Consider the following 22,898-nt stretch of genomic DNA (forward strand, 5'->3'; position numbering starts at 1 on the left):
TCAGATGTCCTGCGCGATCCGGCCGTAGAGCTGCGGGCGGCGGTCGCGGAAAAAGCCCATGCCGGCGCGGTGCCTGGCGGCGCGCGCCAGATCGAGCCGCGCGACCAGCACGCCGGTCTCCTCCTTGCCGAACAGGGCGAGGTCATCGCCCCATTCGTCGGTGATGAAGGAATGACCGTAGAAGCTCTGCGCGCGGTTCTCCGGGCCTTCGTGGCCGATGCGATTGGCGGCGACGACCGGCATGAAGTTCGATACGGCATGGCCGATCATCGCGCGTCGCCACATCCGGCTGGTGTCAAGGTCCGCGTCATAGGGTTCGGAGCCGATCGCGGTCGGATAGAGCAGCAGCTCCGCCCCCATCAGCGCCATCACCCGCGCACATTCGGGATACCACTGGTCCCAGCAGATGCCGACGCCGACCTTGACCAGCGCGCCATCCTCGCCCGGCACGTCCCACACCTTGAAGCCATCATTGCCGGGGCGGAAATAGTACTTTTCCTCGTAGCCCGGCCCATCGGGGATATGGCTCTTGCGATAGGTGCCCTGCACCGCGCCATCGGGCCCGATCATGGCGAGGGTGTTGTAATAGTGGTGCCCGTCCCGCTCGAAGAAGCTGGTCGGGATCGTCACCTTCAGTTTGGCGGCTAGCGCCTGCATCGCGATCACGCTGGGGTGCTCGGCGGTCGGACGGGCGAGCGCGAACAGCGCCTCGTCTTCCTCGCGGCAGAAATAGGGGCCGCTGAACAGCTCAGGTGGCAGAACAAGCTGCGCGCCTTTGGCCGCGGCCTCCTCGACCAGCGCCGAGACGGCAGCGATGTTGGCAGCTTCGTCCTCGGAACCGAGGGCAAGCTGCAGGGCGGCGACAGTGATAGCGGTCATGCCGCCGCCCCTACCTTATTACTTTGCCTTCTTGAACAGCAGAGTCATCCGGTCGCTTTCACCCTTGTCCTTCAGATCTTCGCGCTTGGTCGCGAGCGTCGGGGGCATTTCCCACACGCCTTCGGGATGATCGGCCGTGTCCTTGGGGTTGGCGTTGATCTCGCTTGCGGCGAGCAGTTCAAACCCGTTGAGGCGCATGAAGTCGATCACGTCCTGCTGCTTGAGGTAGCCCTTGGTGCCATTGGCATAGGACCACGGCGCATCTGCCTTGGCACGGTGCTGGACAATCCCGATCAGGCCATCATCCTTGAGCAATTCGCGCATCGCCCGGATTTCGGTATCCGCGATCCCGGCGCGGGTCGGGCCGTGCAGCGCGCGGATCACGAGGATGCGGTCGAAGGTGCCCTTCTGCTCGGCGGCCTTGTCGAGCGTGAGGCCGCTGAACTTCTCGGCCGGCAGGCCGGTATATCCCGCCACTTCGGCGCCGAAGCCTGCGGCGGCATCGCGGATGCGCTGCTGGCGGGCGGCGTCAGGCGTAGCGGTCAGGGGATTGCTGTAGAGGCCAACCAATTGCCCCTCGCCGCCCAGATAATGGCCGAGCAGGCGGGAATACCAGCCGCCGCCGGGCGAATATTCGCCGACCTTCATATCCGGGCCGACGTGGAAGAAAGCGAGCACCTCGGCGGGGTGACGATGGATGTCACGGGCCCGGTCTTCGGCGCGGGTCGGGTGGTTGAGCGCGCCCGACACGGCCTCGCCATGCATTTTGTTGAAGGCGGCGGTATCGAGCACGTGGGCATCGCCGTGCTCGGCATGGTTCATGTGCTGTTGGGCCAGCAGCGGTGCCCCAACGGCAAGCGCGCTCGCAGCGGCGGCAAGGATCAGTTTCTTCATGGGGTCTCTCTCCGGAGGTGGAAATTTCGGTCGCCAGCACATGGCAATTGCCGCTTGCTAGCCTATTTGTGCCCAATACCAATGGAGATTTCGATGAGCAACTTGGACACGGCGATCATTGCAGGCGGCTGTTTCTGGTGCACCGAGGCGGTGTTCCGCGATGTGGTGGGCGTCACGATGGTCGAGAGCGGCTATATCGGCGGAACGAAGCCCAACCCGACCTACAAGGAAGTCTGCACCGGTACGACCGGCCACGCGGAGGGGATTCGCGTCACCTTCGATACGGATGTGATCGGCCTGCCGCAGATTTACGACGTGTTCCTCGGCACCCATGATCCGACCCAGCTGAACCGGCAGGGGAACGACATCGGCACGCAGTACCGCTCGGCGATCTTCCCGCTTTCGGACGCGCAAGGCGCCGAAGCCGAAGCGGCGATTGCGCGCTGGAATGCCGAGAACGGCAAAACGGCGGTGACGACGATCGAAGGGCTGTCGGGCGGCGCGCAGGTGGCCGAATGGTATCCGGCCGAGGACTACCATCAGGAATACTGGGACGGCGAGGGTCAGCGCAATCCTTACTGCCTCGCGGTCATCCCGCCCAAGATGATGAAGCTCAGGAAGAGCTTCCAGAAGTACGTGAAGTAACCCCCCCGTCCCGGACTTGATCCGGGACCCAGCTTTATCTTTCGGCGATGAAGGGCAGCGGGGCCCCGGCTCAAGGCCGGGGCGGGGACGTTATCTTACCCACCGCCCGACAAAGAACCCGTCGAGCCCGCCCTGCTCGGCCAGCATTCCGGGATGGGTGCGCAGCCAGCCCTCGGCAGTTGGCCTGAGGCCCGCAGGCAGTTCCTCCGCCGTAATCGGCTGGGACGTAAGGCCGAGTTCGGCGTCGATCCACGCGGCCTGTTCCTCGCCTTCCTCGGCCTCCAGCGAGCACACCGCATAGACCAGCACCCCGCCGGGATTGAGCCACTCTGCGGCCTTGGCGACGAGGGCGCGTTGCAGTTCGACCATTTCGGCGATCTGGCCCTTGCCGATCCGGTGCAACACATCGGGGTGGCGGCGGCAGGTGCCGGTCGCGGTGCAGGGCGCGTCGATCAGGATCGCGTCGAAGCGGTGCTTCGGCTCCCACGTCAGCGCGTCCGCGCGGACCGGCGAGGCCTTGAGGCCGGTGCGCTTGAGGTTGTCCTTGAGCAGGTCAAGCCGGCGCTTCGACATGTCGAGCGCGGTCACCTTCCACCCCGCCGCCGCCAGTTGCATCGTCTTGCCGCCCGGCGCGGCGCACAGGTCGAGCGCCGAGCGCCCTTCCCCTGCCCCGAGCAGGCGCGCGGGGATCGAAGCGGCGAGATCCTGCACCCACCAGTCGCCCGCCTTGTAATCGGCGAGGCTCTCCACTGCCGCACCGCGCGGCAGCCGGATATGGCCGGGGGCGAGGGTTACGCCGCCCATCGCCACGGCGCGGGTCTCGGTTGCAGCGGCATCCTTCAATGCGAGATCAAGCTCGGGCGGGAAGGCGAGGCCGGGGGCGATGGCGGCGGCCTTCTCCGCGCCCCAGCGTTCGATGACCCGTTCGGGCAGCGCAGGCGCAGGCGGGAGGGGAGTATCGGCGCGCTTCACCAGCGCCGAGAACACGCCGTGAGCGAGCCGACGCGGACCGCCCGCCAGCAGCGGTAGCCCGGTCGCGATCACCGCATGGGGCGGGGTGTCGAGCCGCAACGCCTGGGCCAGCATGATCCGCAGCACCATCCGCGCCTTGGCATCATCGGGCAGGTTCTGCTTGGTCGCGCTGTCGATCAGAGCGTCGAGATCGGTGAGCCAGCGCAGCGTCTCGCCCGCAATCGCCTTGGCCAGCGCGCGGTCGGGCGCCTTGCGGATATCGCTGAGCGCGCCGCCTTCCGCCTGTTCGAGCGTCTCGCCCCGCCGGAATACGGCATCGAGCAGACGAAGCGCAGCGCGGCGCACGGGGAGTCCGGGGGTGGCTGACATGTCCCGCCCCTAACCGTCCTTGAAACAAAGTGCCAGCATAGGCATTTGCTTCGCATGACCAGACAGAAGTCCGAAGCCGCCAAGGCCTTCAAGAAGCCCGCCCATTGGACCAATGATCCCGTGCCCGCCCCCAAGCCGGTGGAGAACACCGAAAAGCTCTCCCCCACCCGTTACGGTGATTGGGAGAGGGGTGACGGGATCGCGGTCGATTTCTAAGAAAGAATGACCCCTCCGTCAGTGCTTCGCGCTGCCGCCTCCCCATTCGTTCCGAACGGGGAGAGACGAAGGGACCAAGTCCTTCCCCGTCCCACAGGCATGGGGAGGTGGCAGACGCCGAAGGCGGCTGACGGAGGGGTAAGAATCAAAGTTTCTTGAATTCCACCTTCAGCCCGTCCTTGGGCTGCGGGATCGGCCAGTCCTGCCATTCAGGGTTGTAGCCCGCCGCCGCCTCGATCCGGTAGCGCTGGAGCAGCTGGGCGAGCAGGATCTTCACCTGCATATAGGCAAAGTGCAGCCCCAGGCACATATGCGCCCCGCCGCCGAACGGCACCCAGGCGTATTTGTGGCGCGCCTTCACCTGTTCCGGGGTGAAGCGCATGGGATCGAAGGTGAAGGGGTTGTCCCAGTATTCCTCCGAATGGTGGGTCCAGTAGATGTTGATCCCCACCATCGCGCCCGCCGGGATGCGATAGCCGCCATATTCGAACGCGCGCAGCGCGCGGCGCGGCATCGAGGGCACCGGGGGCACCATCCGCAGCGATTCCTTGAACGCCATCTCAGTCAGGTCGAGCTTCGCGAGATCATCATAGTCGAGCGGGCGCGGGTTCCCGTCCCCGTCCGGCCCGCCGGTGACCGCGAAAATTTCCTCGCGCAGCTTCTCCTGCCATTCGGGATTGGTGGCGAGGTGGAAGATCAGCGAGGTCGCCGAGGAGGTGATGGTGTCATGCGCCGCCATCATCAGGAAGTTCATGTGATCGACCACCTCGTCAACCGGCAGCAGCGAGCCGTCTTCACGGGTGGCGGTGGCGAACTGGCTGAACATGTCCTGCCCGCCGCCTTCGGCACGGCGCCGCAGGGTCTCGCGGGTGAAATAGTCGACGAGGAAGGCACGGCCATCGACGCCCTTCTTCATCTTGGTGAAGGGCAGCGGGCGGCGCACCGGCGCGACCGAGGCCTGCACCATGTCGACAAAGGCCTCGTTGATCTTGTCGGCTTCCGGCCCCCACGGCAGGCCGATGAAGCTGTCCGCCGCGAGATCGAGGGTCAGCTTCTTGATCGCCGGGTAAAACTCCTTCGGCCCCGCCCAGGTGGCGACCTCGCGGGCGATCCCGCGATTGAGCGCGCCCGAATAGTGCCGCATCGGCTCAGGCTTGAAGGCGATCGAGAGCGCGCGGCGATCGATGCGGTGATGGTCGAAATCCATCAGCATCAGCCCGCGCGGGAAGAGCTGGTCAAGCACCGGGCCCCAGCCCTGTTCGCTGGAGAAGATCTTGTCCTTGTTGAACAGCAGCAGCTCGTTCGCCTCGGCCCCGATCAGCGCGACCTGCCAGCCGCCGAAGGCGCGGTTCTTGTAGACCTTGCCGTGGGTCTTGATCATCCGCTCGGCAAAAGCGTGCGGGTTGGCGAGCATGGTGAAGGTGTTGCCGACCACCGGCCAGCCCGCCTCGCCCGGAATGTGCGCGAGATCGGCCTCGGTCAGGCGCAGCTCGCTCCAGTGGCGCGGCGCATTGGCGGGTGCGGTGTCAGGGGACTGCGGGGCTTCGGCAAGGGTAGCCATGAGGGTCTTGATGCTCCGGTGAAGGTTCGGATTCGCAACTGACTCTGATGTAAATAATCCGCGCGGTCAAATCCAGCCGGAAAGCTCGCGCCGCAGCATCGCGTCGATCATCGCGAGGCCATCTTCCGAGGTGTTGAGGCAATCGAGCACAGCATAGTCCTCGCCCCCATGCTCGATGAATTCATCGCGCCCTTCCAGCGCGAGTTCCTCCAGCGTCTCGACACAATCCGCCGCAAAGCCGGGCGCGGCGACCACCAGCCGCTTGGTGCCCTTGTCGCCTTCCGCCATCAGCGTCGCATCGGTGGACGGCTCAAGCCACGCCGCCGGGCCGAAGCGCGACTGGAAGGTGGTTTCGAACCGGACCCCTGCGAACTCGGGCCGCGTCGTCAGCTTTTCGCGCAGCAAGCGCGCGGTCTTCATGCAGTGGCAGTAATAGGGATCGCCCTTTTCCAGCGTCTGCTGCGGCATCCCGTGGAAACTGAGAAGCATCACTTCAGGCTTGAAGGTCAGGGCGCGCACCTGTCGGGTCAGGTCATCCGCCAAGGCGGCGAGGAACGTCGGCTCGTCATGATAGGGCGGCACAAAGCGCAGCGCAGGCTGCCAGCGCATCTTCTTGAGCACCCGCGCCACTTCGTCGAAAACGGTCGCGGTCGTCGCGGCGCAATATTGCGGGTACATCGGGGCGATGAGGATGCGGTCGCAGCCCTCGGCCATCAGCGCGGTCAGGCGGCTTTCGATCGAGGGGTTGCCGTAGCGCATCGCCCAGTCGACCACGACATTGTCACCAAACCGGCCACCCATCGCTTCGGCCTGCCGCGCGGTGATGTCAGCGAGCGGCGAGCCGCGCTCGGTCCAGATCTTCTGGTAGGCCTTGGCGCTTTTCTGGGGCCGGGTGTTGAGGATGATCCCGCGCAGGATCAGCTGCCAGGCGATCGGCGGAATCTCCACCACTCGCGTATCGGACAGGAACTGCTTGAGGTATTTCTTCACCGATTCCGGATCGGGCCCGTCAGGCGTGCCGAGGTTGATCAGCAACACGCCGATCTGGCCGCTCTTGGCGGGAGGATGGTCGCCCGGAAGGCGCTGGGTCTGCCAGGTCATAGCCCGCCTAACGCATCGCAGGCGTTTCGTTTCCGGGCAAAGTCCATCGCCCGGACGCGGTGTGGCAAAAATGTGCGGGTCATATGCCGTCCGAAAGTAGGGGCAGGCGTCTCAGGCGCAACCCTGTAGCCGAAAACAGCGCATTGGCAATCGCCGGCGGGGCGACCACCGTGCCCAGCTCTCCGGGATCGGCGGGCGGAGCTTCGCTGGCGATGAATTCGATCCGCATCTCCGGGCAATCGGCGAGCACCGGCAGGCCGAGCGCGGAATCATCGCCGCCTTCGGGCAGCCCGCCGCGCAGCCGCAGCGCATTGCCGAGCGCGATACCCATGCCGAACACCAGCCCGCCTTCGATCTGCTGCTTGGCGATGTCGTGATTGACGATCCGGCCAATGTCCGCCGCAACGGACAATCGGATCACCCGCACGCCCCCTTCGCCCTGACGCGCCGTGGCGACGCAGGCGATGCGCCCGGCTTCCGGCCCTTCGCCGATCCGGGCGCAGGCAAGGCCCTGACCGCTCTGATCCGCACCGCCATCCCATCCGGCCAGCTGCGCCGCGCGCTGCAAGCAGGCGGCGAGCCGTACATCGCTCCCCAGCATCGACATGCGGAACGACAGCGGCTCACGCCCGGCCTTGGCGGCAATCTCGTCGATGAAACTTTCGATGGCGAACACCGTCGGCCCATAGGCATTGCCGCGCACCCGGCCGACCGGCAGCCCGATTGCGACCGGGACGTGCTCCACCAGCAGCGCCGGGAGCTGATAGGGCGGCACGGCCCCTTCGCAGGCGAGCGGATCAGGCTCACCAGTGGTGTCGCGGATCGCGGCCATGCTGGTGCGATTGCCGAACAGCCGCTGGCCGAATTCACGCGCGGCGGGCGGCGTGGCGATGCGGACACGCATCGCGTCAATCGCGCCGCCTTCCCCGCTCGCCCCGCCCTTGGCCAGCTGCGCGCCGAGCAGCAGCCAGGCCGGCGCTCGCGGGCGGGCGCGGATCAACTCGTCACGGCGCGGCCAGGTCAGCTGCACCGGGCGGCCCAGCGCCTTGGCGATCAGGGCGATTTCGATGGCGTGGTCATGTTCCAGCCGCGCATCGAAACTGCCCCCGGCGGGCATGGGATACAGCGCGACGTCCTCGGTCGAAATGCCGATCGCGCGGGCCGCGGCGATGCGCGCCTGTTCAGGCGCCTGGCTTGCGATCCACAGATCGAGCCGTCCATCGGCATAGCGCGCCGCCGCAGTCGCGGTTTCGACCGGAGCGGCATAGGCGGGCTCCACCTCATAGCGACGCCCGATGTCGACCCGCTGGAGCGCCTCGCCGCCATAACCGGTCTCTGCAATGGTATAGGCCTTGCCGCGCGTCAGCGCCGTATCGAGCTCCTCGGCAATCTCGTTGCTGCTTACCGGGGTGGGGTTGGCGAATTTGGGCTTCATCGCGGCGAGCGCCTGCTCGGCGCTCCACCACGTGTCGGCCGCGACCGCGAGCCAGCGCTTGCTTTCGACGATCCCGGCCAGCCCCTTGATCCCGGCGGCGGCCTTGGGGTTGAACCCGGTGAGTTCCGACCCGTCGACCGGCCCGTGGCGGATCGAGGCAAACACCATCCCCGGCAGGCGCACGTCTCCGGCAAAGCGGTAGGAGCCATCAACCTTGGAGGGCAGATCGATCCGCGGAAAGGCGGGTGCGCCGTCGACATCGGCGGGCAGCGGCTTTTCGCGCGGCGGCTCGGGGCGCAGCGGGGGAAGATCGGGCGGAGTGTAATCCGCCGCAGCCTCGGCCAGTTCGCCAAAGCTGGCGCGCTTGTCCGTGTGGGTGACGAAGCCGCCTTCGACCTCGCATTCCTCCCATGCGACCCCCCAGCGCGACGCGGCCTCCTGCGCCAGCATGGCGCGCGCGGCGGCAGCGGCTTCGCGGCAGGGCTGTTCATAGGCGGCGAGCGAGGTGCCATCGGCGGTCGCATTGAAGCGCTGCGATCCGGCAAAGCGCGCCGCGATCAGCGCATCGGTGGTGCCTGACAGCCCGGCACCAAAGGGGTCCCACAGCGCCATCCACTTGGTCGCGAGCGGAATATTGGCATAGGCCCCGGAAACCGGCGCAGGCTCGACCGCGATCTGCCGCCAATCCGCGCCCAATTCATAGGCGACGATCTGCGGCAGCAAGGTGGTGATGCCCTGCCCCATTTCGAGCTGCGGCACGGCGACGGTGACCACCCCGTCGGACGCGATCTTGAGCCAGGCGCCGAACACATGCTCGCCCTTGGCCGCCACGAGCGGGGTCGCGTAGTTGCGCGGCATCAGCCACCAGGCGACAATCAGACCGCCACCCGCCGCTGCCCCTGCCAGCAATCCGCGCCGCGTGAGCTCCATGCCTCAGACCGTACCGCGATCGAGCCAGTGCGCCAGCTTTTCCGCGATGGCGCGGAACGGCGCGGCGGTCTCGTCATCGCCGGCGGCGGGAGGATTGCCCTTGTCGCCCGCGATCCGCGTCGCCAGCGTCAAAGGTACGCGGCCAAGGAAGGGAATCTCCAGCGCGGCGGCGAATTTCTCGACCCCGCCCGAACCGAACGGGTCGCTGATATGGCCGCATTCCGGGCAGCAATAGCCCGCCATGTTCTCGACCAGCCCGATGATGGGCACCTCGCCCTGCTCGAACAGCTGGCCCGCGCGCGCCGCGTCGATCAGCGCGAGATCCTGTGGGGTGGACACCAGCACCGCGCCATCCGGGCGGTGGGCCGACAGCATCGACAGCTGCACATCGCCGGTGCCAGGGGGCAAGTCGATCAGCAGCAGATCCGTATCGCCCCAATCGGCATCGACCAGCTGCGTCAGCGCCTTGCCGGTCATCGGCCCGCGCCACGCCAGCGCCTTGCCAGGTGCGACGACGTGACCCATCGACAGCACCTTGACCTGATACGGGCTGTCGATCGCCACCAGTTGCGAACCATCGGCGGTGGCACCGGGCTTGACGCCTTCGGTCTTGAGCAGCTTGGGCTGCGAGGGGCCGTAGATGTCGCCGTCGATCACGCCGACCTTGCGGCCCATCCGGGCGAGCGCGACCGCGAGGTTGGTGGTCAAGGTCGACTTGCCAACCCCGCCCTTGCCGCTCCCCACGGCAATCAACCGCCGCCGCCGCCGCTCCCCGGTCAGCGCAATGCGCACTTCGTCGATTTCCGCGAGCGGAGTCAGGGCAGCGGTGATGGCGCTTTCGAGCTCGGCGCGGGCGGAGTCGGACAGGTCGCCCGCCTCGGCCACAATCACCGCGCGACGTGCAACGATCCGGGCGGAGCGGAGACGATGGTTGATTTCCGGGGTCAAGGCAGCGCGGATCAGCGCCTCTTCGGCGGCAGGCTGACGGGGTTCTTGGGGTGACGTGTCCATTTCGGCACGCCTCTACCACCAAAATCACACAGCGAACCCCTGTTTTTCGCCAGAACGCGTGCCTATAAACACCTTATGCAAAGATTAGACGGCTGGAGAGAACGACTTGGCGCTGGCCTCAAAGGCTTCGCCATGGCTGGCAAGAACAACCCCTGGGGTGGCGGCGGAAGCGGCGACGAACCTGGCGGCGATGGGCCTGCCGGTGATGGCGATGCCGGGAGCGGCGGCGGAGGCGGCCCGCGCAACCCGTGGCTGCCCGGCGGCGGTGAACCCGGCAAGCGGCGTTCGGCCAGCATCGAGGACATCTTCAAGAGCCGCGGCCCCGAAGGCCCGCGCCGCGCAGGCGGCGGAGGCGGCGGCGGCCCGACCTTCCGTTTGCCCGAGCGTCCGAACGGCAAGAGCTGGGCGCCGGCCATCATCAGCGGGGTCGCGATTGTGTGGGCCGCGGTGACGAGTTTCCACTTTATCCAGCCCGGCGAACAGGCGGTCGTCACGTGGCTCGGCGGCAAGTATTCCCACACGCTCGAATCCACCGGCTTCACCGCACCCTGGCCGATCCATATGGTCGAAAAGGAAAATGTGACGCAGGTCCGGCTTGAGGAAGTGCCCGGCACCAAGACCGAAAAGCTGATCCTGACCGGCGACCAGAACCTCGTCGATCTGAGCTATCTGATCCGCTGGAACATCTCCGATCTGGCGCTCTACAAGTATCAGCTCAACGATCCGCGTAACGCGCTGCTGGAAATCGGCGAGGCCGCGATGCGTGCGGCGGTGGCGCGGCAGAAGCTCGATAGCGTGCTGACCGGTGCCGGCCGTGCAGAGATCGAACAGGATGTGAGCGCCGCGATGCAGGCGCGGCTCGATGCCTATCGTTCCGGGATCAAGGTGCAGGGTATCGAGATCAACAAGGTCGATCCGCCGAGCCGGGTGGAAGAAGCGTTCAAGGACGTTTCGTCCGCCCAGCAGGATGCCGATGCCGCGATCAACCGGTCGCGCGCGGTGGCGCAGCAAACCCTCGCCCGTGCGCAAGGTGACGCCAGCGAATTCAACGACATCTACGAGGAATACAAGCTCGCGCCCGAAGTGACGCGTCGCCGCATCTATTACGAGACCATGGAGCAGATCCTGTCCAAGACCGACAAGACCATCGTCGAAAGCGGCAATGTGATGCCGTACCTGCCGCTGCCCGAGCTGAAGCGCCGTGCGCAGACGCCGCCGCCGCCGCAGGGGGAGTAAGGGCATGAGCAACCTGTTTCAGACCTACAAGCCGTTCGTGATTGGCGCGATTGTGGTCGCCGTCGCCTTGCTTTCCAGCGTGGTGATCGTGCCCGAAACCCATCAGGGCGTCGTGGTGCAGGCTGGTAAGCCGGTGCGGACCTTCAACCAGTTCCGCCCCGATGTGCCCTATGGACAGACCGGGGCGGGCTTGCAGCTGCGCATTCCCTTCATCGAAGAAGTGCGGATGATCGACCGCCGGGTGCTCGATCTCGACATGGAGCGCACCCAGGTGCTCTCCAACGATCAGCAGCGCCTGCAAGTCGATGCCTATGCGCGCTACCGCATCATTGATCCGGTCAGGCTGGTCAAAAGCGCCGGCTCTGAAAGCCAGCTCGAATCCCAATTGCTGCCGATCCTCACGTCGGTGCTGCGGCAGGAACTGGGCCGCAGGCCGTTCTCGGCGCTGATCAATGCCGAACGTGGGACGGCGATGACCAACATCACCGCCACGCTCGACAAGCAGGCGCGCAATTACGGAGCTCAGGTGCTCGACGTGCGGATCAAGGCGGCTGACCTTCCCGAAGGTCGCCCGCTCGATGCGGCCTTCACCCGGATGCAGACCGATCGCGAGGAAGAGGCGACCACCATCCGCGCCGCTGGTCAGCGCGATGCGCAGATCATTCTGGCCGAAGCCTCGGCCGAAGCGGCGCGCATCTATGCCGATGCCTATGGCAAAGACCCGAAGTTCTACGACTTCTACCGCGCCATGCAGAGCTACAAGAAAACCTTCCTGCAAGGCGAAGGGCAGAGCACGATGGTGCTGTCGGAGGACAGCGAATATTTCCGCCAGTTCAAGGGTGACCGCTGAGCAATCGACCAAGTGCCAACACGCGGCGCTGAACGTCGCAGGTGTTCAATCAGCGTTCAGCCCGGAACAGGGCATTTGGGGCGCGAAACCGGCCCATGTGGTCGGCCCCGACAACGGCTTTAGGAACGTTGCAGGACCCCTGCGCATTCCTGCCAAGAATGAGGACCATGAGGACGTGAACAAAGTGCGCTATGTATACGGACTGACGAGCGCGTTGCTGGTGGGCGGCGCTACCATCTCGCTGATCACCGGTTCGCCATTGGGCGCGCAGGTGGCCCAGAACGATGATGCGGTGATGGACCGGGTTGTGCCGGTTGCCGGCGCTCCGGCCAGCTTCGCCGATCTCACCGCGCAATTGCAGCCCGCCGTGGTCAATATCGCCACGCGCCAGCGGGTCGAGGTGGCCAACAACCCCTTTGCCGGAACGCCCTTTGCCGAGCTGTTCAACCGGCGCGGCGGCGGTGGTGGCAACGGCGGCCAGCCGCAAACGCGCGAGGCACAGTCGCTGGGTTCGGGCTTCATCATCTCGGCCGATGGCTATGTCGTCACAAACAACCACGTGATCTCGCCGCCCGATACGCGCGCCAAGCTGGAATCGATCACCATCACGCTGCCCGATGGCACCGAATACGAAGCCGATCTGGTCGGCGCGGATGCGGCCTCGGACCTTGCAGTGCTGAAAATCCGCGCCAACCGCACCTTCCCCTTTGTCCGCTTCGGGGATTCAAGCGCGGCGCGCGTGGGTGACTGGGTGGTGGCGATCGGCAACCCCTTCGGCCTTGGCGGCACGGTCACCAGCGGGATCATCTCGGCGGTGTATCGCAACACCGGCCAGGGCGGCCCCTATGACCGCTTCCTCCAGACCGATGCCAGCATCAACCGCGGCAATTCGGGCGGCCCACTGTTCGACATGCGCGGCAATGTGATCGGCATCAACAACGCGATCTTCTCGCCTTCGGGTGGCAGCGTCGGGATCGGCTTTGCGATCCCCGCCGAAATCGCCGCGCCGATCGTGGAAAAGCTGCGCGATGGCCGCGAGATCGAGCGTGGCTATCTCGGCGTCGGCCTTGCGCCGATTGACGAGGACTTTGCCGCCTCGCTCGGCCTGCCCAAGCGCCGCGGCGAGCTGGTACAGACCGTGCAGGACGACAGTCCGGCTGCGCGCGCAGGGCTGAGGCCCGGCGATGTCGTCACCAAGGTCAATGGCAAGGATGTGACCGCGGATCAGACCGTGTCCTTCCTCGTCGCCAACCTCCAGCCGGGGGCCAAGGTGCCGGTCGAACTGCTGCGCAGCGGGGAGCGTCTCGCGCTCAACGTCACGCTCGGCAAGCGTCCGCCTGAAGCGGAGCTGCTGCAACAGGGCCAGACCTTCGATCCGGATGCCGAAGAGCCGATGGCGCCCGGCACGTCGGACAGCACGATCGAACAGAAGCTCGGCATGCAAGTCACCCCGATGACAACGGCCATCGCCCGCTCGCTGGGCGTGCCCGCCGATACCAAGGGCGTGGTGATCGCAGCGGTCGATCCCAATTCCGACGCGGCGCGCAAGGGTCTCCGTCGCGGGGACATTATCCTCTCGGCCAATTATCAGCCCACCGCGACGGTCGAAGAGTTGCTGGCACAGATCACCGCCGCAACGGCGGAAAAGCGCGAGGCGCTCTTGCTGCGCATCCAGCGCCGCACGCAGCCACCCGCCTTCGTGGCGGTGCGCATCCGCTGATCGGCACCCGCACGGCATAGCGCCCAACGAAAAAGGCGCCGGGAGCAGATCCCGGCGCCTTTTTTCATGCGTGGCCGCTTATTCGCCCGGCTTGATCGCCGGTTGCGGCGGCGGCCGGCGGGGTTCGCGCTGGGGGCGTTGGCTCTGCTGCGGCAAGGCCCCGCCGGTGGCTTCCTCGAGGAAGTCCTGACTGGCCGCAGGCGGTGCATCGGGCCCACGCTCACCCTCTGGGCCGAACTCATCGCGGCCGGGCTGGATCATGTTGCCCTGCTCATCGATGTAGTAATAATCATCGGGCTCACCGAACAGCGCCTCTTCGTCGGGCTCCAGCTGCCATTCCGGCAGTTCGAGCGTGACATCGAATTCCTCGACCGGGCGGCTCTTCACGGCATAGCGCATGTATGAGGCGAAGGCCTGCGCCGGGGCGCGCCCGCCTTGCAGGCCCGGCACGGCCTTGGCATCGTCGCGGCCCATCCAGACGCCGGTGGTGATGCCGCTGGAAAAGCCGATGAACCAGCCGTCCTTGTTAGAGGACGTCGTGCCGGTCTTGCCCGCCACGGGCCGACCGATCTGTGCTGCACGGCCCGTGCCGGTCTGCACTGCGGCTTGCAGCAGATCGGTGATCCCGGCGACCACATAATCGGGCACAACCGGCGATCCGGACGATGCTGCGCGGCGATAAAGCACCTCGCCGCTCGCGCCGGTCACCTTGGTGATGCCATAGGGTTCGACCGCGACGCCCTTGGCCGCGATCCCCGCAAAGGCCTGGGTCATCTCGATCACCCGCATTTCGGACGCGCCGAGCACCATCGACGGGTTGGTGTCGACTTTGGAACTCACGCCGAACCGCCGCGCCATCGACGCGACCGTGCCGAAGCCGACTTCATTGCCCAGCTGCGCCGCGACGGTGTTGATCGAATAGGCAAAGGCCGTGCGCAGATCGGTCTCGCCGACATTGCGGCCGTTGGAATTGCGCGGGCTCCACCCGTCAATCGTGACCGGGGTGTCGTTGACCTTGTCTTCCGGCTTGTAGCCTGCCTCCAGCGCGGCGAGATAGACGAACAGCTTCCATGCCGAGCCCGGCTGGCGCATCGCGGTGGTGGCGCGGTTGAAATTGCTCGCGACGTAATCCGTGCCGCCCACCAGCGCGAGGATCGCGCCGTCCCGATCAAGGCTGACCAGCGCGCCCTGTGCGCCCTTGGGCGTGTTGGCTTCGATCGAAGCGGTCGCCGCGCGCTGCATCCCGATGTCGAGCGTGGTCCATACCTCGATCGGCTCGTAGGTTTCGGGCAAGATGATCTCGAGCTGCGGCAGCACCCAGTCGGTGAAATAGCGCACCGAATTCTGTCCGGCCTGCTCCTTCAACTGCACCGCGCTGACATCGACCTGCGCCTGGTCAGCGGTGATGTAGCCCTGCTCTCGCATCAGCTCGAGCACCACTTCGGCCCGGTCAACCGCAGCCTGCACGTCGGCGGTCGGCGAATATTGGCTGGGTGCCTTCACCAGCCCGGCAATGATCGCCGCTTCCTCGACACTGAGGTCGTTGGCCGGGTGGCTGAAGAATTTGCGGCTCGCAGAATCGATCCCATAGGCGCCGCCGCCGAAATAAACCTTGTTGAGGTAGAGCTCGAGGATCTCTTCCTTCGAGAACTTCCATTCCAGCGCCATCGCCAGCACCGCTTCGCGCGCCTTGCGGTCCAGCGAGCGATTGTTGTTGAGGAACAGGTTGCGCGCGAGCTGCTGGGTGATCGTCGAGGTGCCCCCCAGCCGCGCGCGCGATCCGGTAAGCCCCTCGATCAGCGCGCCTGTCAAGCGGACCGGATCGACCCCGAAGTGCGAGCGGAAGCGCTTGTCCTCCACCGCGATCATCGCGTTGGTCATGTTTTCGGGGATGTCGTCGTAGCTGAGCCATTCGCCGAAGCTCGGCCCGATCTCGACCAGTTCGCGCCCGTCGCGCGCGCGGATGACGATGGTCTGGCCCGGCTGGGTCGCTTGCAGGGTGCTGTAACTCGGCAGGGATTGCGCGGCAAAGCCGACCGCAAAGGCGAGGAAGATGAGGCCCAGCACCGCCAGCCCGCCGCCCCACAGGAACAGCCGCTTCAGCCACAACTTCCAGCGCGAGCGCGGCGCGCCGCTGCCGCTGCCGTCGGGCGCGGCGGATCGTTCCGTCGCTGCCCGGCGCGTCCCGCGTCCGCCCTTGTTTTGCAACCGCTCACCCCGTTTCGACATTGCTTGCGCCTAATCTGACCCCCATCGTTGACACGGGGGATGCGCGCCCATGCATAGGCAAGTTGTAACCGGGGGTGAACCCGGGTTCACGGCGCTCTCCCCCATCAACGGCGGATTGCCTCAGTCTTCGGCCGGTGTGAAGATCAGCGCAGCCGAATTGATGCAGTAGCGCAGCCCCCCCTGCTCGGGCGGGCCGTCGGGAAAGACATGGCCGAGATGGCTGCCGCATGTGCCGCAGCGCACTTCAGTGCGGACCATGCCGTAGCTGACATCGCGGTGCTCCTCGATCACGTCCTCATCGGCGGGCCTGGTGAACGCAGGCCAGCCGCATCCGCTGTTATACTTGGCGGTCGAGTAGAACAGCTGCGTCCCGCAGGCCGCGCAGTGATATTCGCCCTCGTCGTAGAACTTGTCGTATTCGCCGGTGAAAGCGCGCTCGGTGCCAGCCTCGCGCAGGATGTGGTACTGCATCGGCGAAAGCTTTTCGCGCCATTCGGCATCGGTCAGGCTGCGGGGATCGTCGGTCATAAAGCTACCTCTCAACTTTGCGCTGATATCGGATCGCCATCGGCGGTCCGCAAGCGCGACCGCGCGCCCGCAGCGATGCGACCTTCAGGTCGCGTGAGCGAGGATATCGCACGCCGGACGGCGTGCGGAAAACAAAAACACGGCGAGGATGCTACCCATCCAGAAGCGCATAATGCGCGGGCGGCTTGATCGTCTCCATCCGCTCGGTCAGCAGGGGACGGAAGCTCGGTCGGCTCTTGAACACGGCATACCAGCCGCGCGATTGCTCGTGCCCGGCCCAGTCGATCCCGCCAAGATAGTCCGCGACCGAAATCTGCGCCGCTGCCGCGAGATCGGCGAGGCTCATAGTCGAGCCCGCCACCCACGGGCGGTTGTCGATCAGCCAGTCGAGATAATCGAGATGCCCGTGCGCCATCTTCATCGCATTGCGCAGCGCGCCGCTATCGGGCGGCTGGCGCAGGATGCGCTTCTTCATCCGTTCGGACAGCAAGGGGGCGGTGACATCGGCGTAGAAATTCTCGTCGAACAGCGCGACCAGCCGACGGATTTCGGCGCGCTGGGTCGCGGTGCCGTTGATCATCGGATTGCGGTCCACCGTTTCCTCGAAATATTCCGCAATCGCCCGGCTATCGGGGATGGTGATGTTCTTTTCGGCGTTGACGATCACAGGCGTGCGTCCGGCCGGGTTGAGGTTGAAGAACAGGTCCGATGCCGCCCACGGATCCTCGCGCGCCAGATCGAAGGGCACGTTCTTTTCGCTCAGAAGCAGCCGGATCTTGCGGCTGAAAGGGCACAAGGGGAATTGATAGAGGAGCCACATAAGGCCCCAAGCTCTGCCGCATTTTGCAGGGCAAATCCAGCGCGCGCCACGACTAACGGGGGAGTAATCAGAGCTGTGCGGCTTCCAGCATCAACAGGCACGACGGCATGACCTTGTGCAGATCACCGCTGGTGGTCAACGCCTCGGCTTCGGCATGGGCCAGCGCTGCGATGCCCGCACGGTCGCGCCCGGTTTCGTCCATCAGCTGCGCCATCGCCCGGACGAAGAACTCCCGCCCACGTGCGGACAGATCGGGCCAAGCCTTGGCCTGCGGATCGCCCGCCACCTGGCCTTGCGCCACCAGCGCAAAGGCCGCCGCACAGCGCAGCAAGGCCCGGTTTTCCTGCGATAGCGGCGCGGGTTCGGGCGCCACCGGGGCGGGGGCGGTTTGCAGCGCGAGTGCGGCCCCAAGCACAGGGGCAAGAAGGGAAGTGAGCATGGCGCACCCTATGCCCTGCAATATGAACGCGGCGCTACCGAAATCGCCCCGCAAATGCCGATTGCGGGCAGCCGTAATCCGTCCTAATCCGCAACCGGTCTTATGAGAGGAGACGGGTTTCCATGTTCAGTCACATTATGGTCGGCACCAATGACTTCGACCGCGCCAAGGCGTTCTATGACGCGGTGCTGGCCACGCTTGGCGCCGGGCCGGGCAACATCAACGAAGCAGCCACCGGCCACAAGCGCGCCTTCTGGTTCCACAATGGCGGGATCTTCGCCATCAGCCAGCCGATCAACAACGAACCCGCCGCCTGCGCCAACGGCTCGACCATCGGCTTTGCCTGCGACAGCCTGGAGCAGGTGCAGGCGTTCCATGATGCGGCTGTCGCTGCGGGTGGCAAGTCGATCGAAGACCCCCCGGGCCCGCGCACCGGCGCGATGGGGACGCTGAATCTCGGCTACGTGCTGGACTTGGACGGCCACAAGCTGTGCATGCTGCACCGCGCAGGCTGAGCCTACCGGCTTAACTCGAACACCGCAAATTCGGCGCGCCAGTTCGCCGCTGGCGCGCCGATTTGCTTTTCATTGGCGAAGAACCACGCGCGCTCAATCGTCGCGCCCTTCATCCGCGCCAGATCGCGGAAATCCTCCACCGTGACGTGGTGGATATTCTCGGTCTCGTACCAGCTCACCGGCAGCGCGCGCGTGACCGGCATGCGCCCGCCGAACATCAGCGCCGCGCGCGTGCGCCAGTGGGCAAAATTGGGGAAGGAGACGAAGGCCCGCCGCCCCACACGCAGCAGCTCGTCGAGCATCAGATCGGGGCGGGTCGCGGTCTGCAGCGTCTGGCTGAGGATCGCGTAATCGAACGCCTTGTCGGGATAGTTGGCCAGATCGAGATTGGCGTCCCCCTGCACCACGCTGAGACCGCGCGAGACGCAACGTTCGACCAGCGCCCCGTCCAGCTCCATCCCCCGCGCATCGCAGCCGCTCGTCGCTTCCAGCTCGGCCATCAGCGCCCCGTCCCCGCAGCCGATGTCGAGCACCCGGCTGCCCGGCGCGACATGGGCGGCGATCGCGGCGAGGTCGGGGCGCAGGGAGGTCATGCGTAGGCCGCCGGGTTGTGGCGTTCCATCGCCAGCGCCGGATCGGCGAGCGGCGTCCAGCCGAACTGCGCGTAGAGGCCGTGCGCGTCGCGCGTCATCAGCATCCAGCGGCGCAGGCCCTGAAGCTCGGGGTGGGCATGGAACCACGCGACCATCGCCTTCGACAGCCCCTTGCCGCGATGCGCATCGAGCACATAGACGTCGGCGAGATAGGCAAAGGTCGCGCGGTCAGTGATCGCCCGCGCCATCGCCACTTGCGCACCATTGTGCCGCACCGCCACGCACAGGCTCCCCGCCACCGCGCGCTGCACCGTCTCGAGCGGGATGCCCGGCGACCAGTAGCTGGTGGTGAGATAGGCGTGCGCGGCGACGGCATCGATCGCGCTCTGGTCGGTGACCAGTTCGTAGCCCTCGGGAAGCGCGCTCATTCGACGAAGCCCTTCACCACCCGGTCAAGCTGGTCGTGTTCGAGCAGAAAGCTGTCGTGCCCGTGCGGCGCGGAGAGTTCCACGAAGCTGACCTTCGCCCCTGCCGCGTTCAGCGCGTGGACCACGTGGCGGCTCTCGCTCGTCGGGTAGAGCCAGTCGGTATCGAAGCTGACAATGCAGAAGCGCGCCTGCGTCCCCGCGAAGGCGTCCGCCAGTTTGCCGCCATGCTCCTCGGCGATGTCGAAATAGTCCATCGCGCGGGTGATGTAGAGGTAGGAATTGGCGTCGAACCGCCGGGTGAAGCCGCTGCCCTGATAGCGCAGGTAGCTTTCGACCTGAAACTCGGCGTCGAAGCCGAAGCCCTTGGCCTCGCGGTCCTGCAACCGGCGGCCGAACTTCTCGGTCAGCCCTGCTTCGGAGAGGTAGGTGATATGCGCCGCCATCCGCGCCACGGCGAGGCCGTTGTCGGGCTTCGCCTCGCTCGCGTAGTAATTCCCCTCGGCCCATGCCGGATCGGCCATGATCGCCTGCCGCCCGACCTCGTGAAAGGCGATGTTCTGCGCCGAATGGCGCGCGGTCGAGGCGATCACCAGCACCCGCGCGGCGCGCTCCGGCCAGTTGGCGGCGAGGCTCAGCGCCTGCATCCCGCCCATCGACCCGCCAACCACCGCGTGGAGCTTGTCGATCCCCAACCCGTCGAGCAGCGCCACCAGCCCGCGCACCATGTCGCGGATGGTGATGACGGGGAAGCGCATCGCGTAAGGCGCGCCGTCGGGCGCGAGGCTCGCGGGGCCACTCGATCCCATGCAGCTGCCGATCACATTGGCGCAGATCACGAAATGACGATTCGTGTCGATCGGCTTGCCCGGGCCGACCATCCGCTCCCACCATCCCGGCTTGCCGGTGATCGGGTGCGGGCTCGCGAGATACTGGTCGCCCGTCAGAGCGTGGCAGACGAGTACCGCGTTGCTCTTGTCCGCCGCCAGCGTCCCGTAAGTCTCATAAGCGATCTCGCAATGCTCCAGCACCTGTCCGCTGTCGAGCGGCAGGGGGTCCGGGATCCGGTAGATCGAGGAGATGGGCGGGGCGGCGTTCATGCAAAAGCTGCGAAAGCGGAAAAACGGCCCTTCGACAAGCTCAGGGCGAACGGCTAACGAAACTTTTCGCAAAATCCGTTCGTGCTGAGCTTGTCGAAGCACTGCCTTTTCTTCAAGCGGCGCATCACGATGACAATGGCAAAACCCCAACCCAAGCCCTGGATCAGCGCAATCCACGCCTATGTGCCGGGCAAGTCGAAGTCGGCGAGCGGGAAGCCGCTCACCAAGCTTTCGGCCAACGAGAACCCGCTCGGCTCCAGCCCGGCGGCGCTGGCGGCTTTGGCCGAGGCGCACGTGGCGGCGGACTATCCCGATCCCGACGCGCGGGCTCTGCGCGAAAAGATCGCAGAGGTGCACGGCCTTGATCCCGACCGGATCGTGTGCGGTACAGGCTCGGGCGAGTTGCTGCACTGCGCGGTGCAGGCATTGTGCGGGCCGGGAGACGAGGTGCTGGCCTCGCGTTATTCCTTCTCGCTCTATCCGCTGCTGGCGCAGAAGGTGGGGGCGACCCCGGTCTTTGCCGAACCCGAGGGCTATGGCGCAAGCGTCGACAACGTGCTCGCCGCCGTCACGCCCGCCACCAAGGTCGTGCTGCTCGACAACCCGAACAACCCCGTCGGCAGCTTCCTGCCCCCTGCCGAAGTCGCGCGACTCCACGCTGGTCTGCCCGGTGACGTGCTGCTGATCATCGACGAGGCTTACGGCGAATATGTCGATCCGGCGTTGCAACACGCCGCCTTCGCACTCGCCGCCGCGCATGAGAACGTGCTGGTCAGCCGCACCTTCTCCAAGGCCTATGGCCTGGCGTCGGAGCGGGTCGGCTGGGTGACCGGCGCGCCGCATCTGATCGATCTCGTCAACCGGTTGCGGGGCGCGTTCAACGTCTCCATCAGCGGGCAGAAGGCCGCGCTGGCCGCCTTGGGCGACCAGGACTTTGTCGCACGCAGCCGCGACCACAATGCAACCGAGCGCCAACGACTGGCCGACGCCATCGCGATGCTCGGCAACCACGGCCTCTCCGCCTCGCCCAGCGAAGCCAACTTCCTGCTGGTGCATTTCGAAGGCGACGTGAGCGCGGCTGACGCGGTCGAGGCCTTGTCAGAGGCCGGTTACGCCGTGCGTCATCTGCCGGGCCAGGGCCTACCCCATGCGCTGCGCATCACCATCGGGACCACCGAGGCGACCACCGACGTCATCGCCACCTTGCGCAAACTGTGCGGAGAGGCGGCATGACGATCGCGCGCGTTGCCATCATCGGTCTCGGCCTGCTGGGCGGTTCGATCGGGCTGGCGGTGAAGGCCCGCGGCCTCGCCATCGCCACCACCGGCTGGGACCGTGATCCCGCGGTGCGCCAGCGCGCGGCGGAGCGCGGGTTGGTGGAGACCGTCTGCGACACCCCCGAGGCCGCTGTCGCCGCCGCCGATCTCGTGATCCTGTGCGTCCCCGTCGGTGCGATGGGCGATGCGGCGCGGGCGGTCGCCCCCGGCCTCGCGCCCCATGCGATCATCAGCGATGTCGGCTCGTCCAAGGAAGCCGTCGCCACCGCGCTGGCCGAGGCGCTGCCGGGCGCCTGCATCATCCCCGCCCACCCCGTCGCGGGCACCGAGCAGAGCGGGCCGGACGCCGGCTTTGCCACGCTGTTCGCGGGCCGCTGGTGCATCATCACCCCGCCCGACGGGGTCGATCCGGCGCGGCTCGAAGCCCTGTCGGCGTTCTGGACCGCCCTCGGCTCCAAGGTCGAGCTGATGGACGCCGCGCACCACGATCTCGTCCTCGCGGTGACCAGCCATATCCCGCACCTCATCGCCTACACCATCGTCGGCACCGCCAGCGATCTGGAGGACGTGACCCAGAGCGAGGTCATCAAGTACTCCGCCGGGGGCTTCCGCGACTTCACCCGCATCGCCGCGTCCGACCCGGTCATGTGGCGCGACGTGTTCCTGACCAACAAGGGCGCGGTGCTGGAGATGCTGGGTCGCTTCACTGAGGATCTCACCGCGCTGCAACGCGCAATCCGCTCGGGCGACGGCGACACTCTGTTCGACCTGTTCACCCGCACCCGCGCCATCCGCCGTCAGGTGATCGAGCAAGGGCAGGACGACGAACGGCCCGACTTCGGGCGCGGGCACGGCGACTAGTCGCCGTTTCTTGTTTTGCGAAGCGGCCTCCGCCGCTTCGTCCTCGCGGCTGATCCTACGCTTCGCTCCGGGCCGCTGCGGGCGCGCGTTCGCGCTTGCGGTCCGTCCGTTGGCGGACCGGATCAGCGCTTTCCTCCGGCCGGCAGAGCGGGTCGCGCAACAAAATAACAAAGTTGACAAAGGTGACACCGTGTCACCTTTGCGGATTCCGGATTATCGCCTGTTTTTCAGAAGCTTGAGGCCAGAAGGCCGGGCGGACGGACACAGGACGCGCGCGCGGAAATTCGCCCCT

Annotated in this window: 22 protein-coding genes; 8 read left to right on the forward strand and 14 right to left on the reverse strand. The window is 66.3% G+C overall.

Annotation, left to right across the window (positions count from 1 at the left end; translation table 11 throughout):
- On the reverse strand, positions 1–879 hold the full coding sequence (gene aguB, locus ACLBKT_RS12165) for an N-carbamoylputrescine amidase (RefSeq protein WP_410183178.1): 879 nt from the start codon (positions 877–879) through the stop codon (positions 1–3).
- Between the two features lie 18 nt (positions 880–897).
- Positions 898–1,773, reverse strand: a complete 876-nt coding sequence (locus ACLBKT_RS12170) for a class I SAM-dependent methyltransferase (RefSeq protein ID WP_410183179.1) — start codon at positions 1,771–1,773, stop codon at positions 898–900.
- Positions 1,774–1,866: 93 nt separating this feature from the next.
- On the opposite strand from ACLBKT_RS12170, the gene msrA reads away from it, so the two are divergent.
- Positions 1,867–2,418 (forward strand): peptide-methionine (S)-S-oxide reductase MsrA, encoded by a 552-nt coding sequence (msrA, locus tag ACLBKT_RS12175; protein ID WP_410183180.1) that lies wholly within the window; start codon positions 1,867–1,869, stop codon positions 2,416–2,418.
- A gap of 90 nt (positions 2,419–2,508) precedes the next feature.
- Here msrA and ACLBKT_RS12180 read toward each other — a convergent pair whose 3' ends face one another.
- The gene (locus ACLBKT_RS12180; RefSeq protein WP_410183181.1) at positions 2,509–3,759 is read right to left on the reverse strand and encodes an RsmB/NOP family class I SAM-dependent RNA methyltransferase; all 1,251 of its coding nucleotides are present in this window, start codon (positions 3,757–3,759) and stop codon (positions 2,509–2,511) included.
- A gap of 54 nt (positions 3,760–3,813) precedes the next feature.
- Here ACLBKT_RS12180 and ACLBKT_RS12185 point away from each other — a divergent pair, with 54 nt between their 5' ends.
- The gene (locus tag ACLBKT_RS12185; protein ID WP_410183182.1) at positions 3,814–3,975 is read left to right on the forward strand and encodes a DUF1674 domain-containing protein; all 162 of its coding nucleotides are present in this window, start codon (positions 3,814–3,816) and stop codon (positions 3,973–3,975) included.
- Between the two features lie 145 nt (positions 3,976–4,120).
- On the opposite strand, the gene ACLBKT_RS12190 is transcribed toward ACLBKT_RS12185, so the two are convergent.
- The 4 genes from ACLBKT_RS12190 to ACLBKT_RS12205 all read right to left on the reverse strand — a co-directional run bounded on the left by ACLBKT_RS12190 (position 4,121) and on the right by ACLBKT_RS12205 (position 10,013).
- A complete protein-coding gene (locus ACLBKT_RS12190) occupies positions 4,121–5,536 on the reverse strand; it encodes a cytochrome P450 (protein WP_410183183.1) in 1,416 nt (471 codons plus the stop codon).
- A gap of 66 nt (positions 5,537–5,602) precedes the next feature.
- The gene (gene hemH / locus ACLBKT_RS12195; protein ID WP_410183184.1) at positions 5,603–6,637 is read right to left on the reverse strand and encodes a ferrochelatase; all 1,035 of its coding nucleotides are present in this window, start codon (positions 6,635–6,637) and stop codon (positions 5,603–5,605) included.
- A gap of 79 nt (positions 6,638–6,716) precedes the next feature.
- Positions 6,717–9,002 carry a molybdopterin cofactor-binding domain-containing protein gene (locus ACLBKT_RS12200; protein WP_410183185.1) on the reverse strand — a complete coding sequence of 762 codons (2,286 nt, stop codon included), beginning with the start codon at positions 9,000–9,002 and terminating at the stop codon, positions 6,717–6,719.
- 3 nt (positions 9,003–9,005) lie between these two features.
- On the reverse strand, positions 9,006–10,013 hold the full coding sequence (locus ACLBKT_RS12205) for an Mrp/NBP35 family ATP-binding protein (RefSeq protein ID WP_410183186.1): 1,008 nt from the start codon (positions 10,011–10,013) through the stop codon (positions 9,006–9,008).
- Between the two features lie 132 nt (positions 10,014–10,145).
- On the opposite strand from ACLBKT_RS12205, the gene hflK reads away from it, so the two are divergent.
- From hflK to ACLBKT_RS12220, 3 genes are all read left to right on the forward strand, one after another.
- A complete protein-coding gene (gene hflK / locus ACLBKT_RS12210; RefSeq protein WP_410183187.1) occupies positions 10,146–11,249 on the forward strand; it encodes a protease modulator HflK in 1,104 nt (367 codons plus the stop codon).
- Positions 11,250–11,253: 4 nt separating this feature from the next.
- Complete coding sequence (gene hflC / locus ACLBKT_RS12215) at positions 11,254–12,099, forward strand: protease modulator HflC (protein WP_410183188.1); 846 nt, start codon at positions 11,254–11,256, stop codon at positions 12,097–12,099.
- A 175-nt stretch (positions 12,100–12,274) separates the two neighbouring features.
- Positions 12,275–13,819 (forward strand): Do family serine endopeptidase, encoded by a 1,545-nt coding sequence (locus ACLBKT_RS12220; RefSeq protein WP_410183189.1) that lies wholly within the window; start codon positions 12,275–12,277, stop codon positions 13,817–13,819.
- Positions 13,820–13,897: 78 nt separating this feature from the next.
- Here the strand turns inward: ACLBKT_RS12220 and ACLBKT_RS12225 are convergent, their stop codons facing one another.
- The 4 genes from ACLBKT_RS12225 to ACLBKT_RS12240 form a co-directional block, all read right to left on the reverse strand.
- Entirely contained in the window at positions 13,898–16,048 is a 2,151-nt protein-coding gene (locus ACLBKT_RS12225; RefSeq protein ID WP_410183190.1) for a transglycosylase domain-containing protein, read from the reverse strand.
- Between the two features lie 120 nt (positions 16,049–16,168).
- Entirely contained in the window at positions 16,169–16,576 is a 408-nt protein-coding gene (msrB, locus tag ACLBKT_RS12230) for a peptide-methionine (R)-S-oxide reductase MsrB (protein WP_410183191.1), read from the reverse strand.
- Between the two features lie 151 nt (positions 16,577–16,727).
- Positions 16,728–17,396, reverse strand: a complete 669-nt coding sequence (locus ACLBKT_RS12235) for a glutathione S-transferase family protein (protein ID WP_410183192.1) — start codon at positions 17,394–17,396, stop codon at positions 16,728–16,730.
- 67 nt (positions 17,397–17,463) lie between these two features.
- Positions 17,464–17,835, reverse strand: a complete 372-nt coding sequence (locus tag ACLBKT_RS12240; protein ID WP_410183193.1) for a hypothetical protein — start codon at positions 17,833–17,835, stop codon at positions 17,464–17,466.
- A gap of 122 nt (positions 17,836–17,957) precedes the next feature.
- Here ACLBKT_RS12240 and ACLBKT_RS12245 point away from each other — a divergent pair, with 122 nt between their 5' ends.
- Complete coding sequence (locus tag ACLBKT_RS12245; RefSeq protein WP_410183194.1) at positions 17,958–18,350, forward strand: VOC family protein; 393 nt, start codon at positions 17,958–17,960, stop codon at positions 18,348–18,350.
- Between the two features lie 2 nt (positions 18,351–18,352).
- Here the strand turns inward: ACLBKT_RS12245 and metW are convergent, their stop codons facing one another.
- Genes metW through ACLBKT_RS12260 form a run of 3 tightly spaced genes read right to left on the reverse strand, consistent with a single transcriptional unit; the run spans position 18,353 to position 20,468 of the window.
- Positions 18,353–18,943, reverse strand: a complete 591-nt coding sequence (gene metW, locus ACLBKT_RS12250; RefSeq protein WP_410183195.1) for a methionine biosynthesis protein MetW — start codon at positions 18,941–18,943, stop codon at positions 18,353–18,355.
- The gene (locus ACLBKT_RS12255; RefSeq protein ID WP_410183196.1) at positions 18,940–19,371 is read right to left on the reverse strand and encodes a GNAT family N-acetyltransferase; all 432 of its coding nucleotides are present in this window, start codon (positions 19,369–19,371) and stop codon (positions 18,940–18,942) included. The genes metW and ACLBKT_RS12255 overlap by 4 nt, the downstream gene beginning before the upstream one ends.
- The gene (locus ACLBKT_RS12260) at positions 19,368–20,468 is read right to left on the reverse strand and encodes a homoserine O-acetyltransferase (protein WP_410183197.1); all 1,101 of its coding nucleotides are present in this window, start codon (positions 20,466–20,468) and stop codon (positions 19,368–19,370) included. Before ACLBKT_RS12260 ends, ACLBKT_RS12255 begins: the two co-directional genes overlap by 4 nt.
- Positions 20,469–20,603: 135 nt before the next feature.
- Between ACLBKT_RS12260 and ACLBKT_RS12265 the strand changes: the two genes are divergently transcribed.
- Together ACLBKT_RS12265 and ACLBKT_RS12270 are read left to right on the forward strand one after the other, a co-directional pair.
- Positions 20,604–21,701 (forward strand): pyridoxal phosphate-dependent aminotransferase, encoded by a 1,098-nt coding sequence (locus tag ACLBKT_RS12265; protein WP_410183198.1) that lies wholly within the window; start codon positions 20,604–20,606, stop codon positions 21,699–21,701.
- Positions 21,698–22,606, forward strand: a complete 909-nt coding sequence (locus ACLBKT_RS12270) for a prephenate/arogenate dehydrogenase family protein (RefSeq protein WP_410183199.1) — start codon at positions 21,698–21,700, stop codon at positions 22,604–22,606. Before ACLBKT_RS12265 ends, ACLBKT_RS12270 begins: the two co-directional genes overlap by 4 nt.
- Positions 22,607–22,898: the final 292 nt, after the last annotated feature.

Origin of the sequence: Erythrobacter sp. W302b (assembly GCF_046452395.1) — a bacterium.
Lineage (GTDB): Bacteria > Pseudomonadota > Alphaproteobacteria > Sphingomonadales > Sphingomonadaceae > Erythrobacter.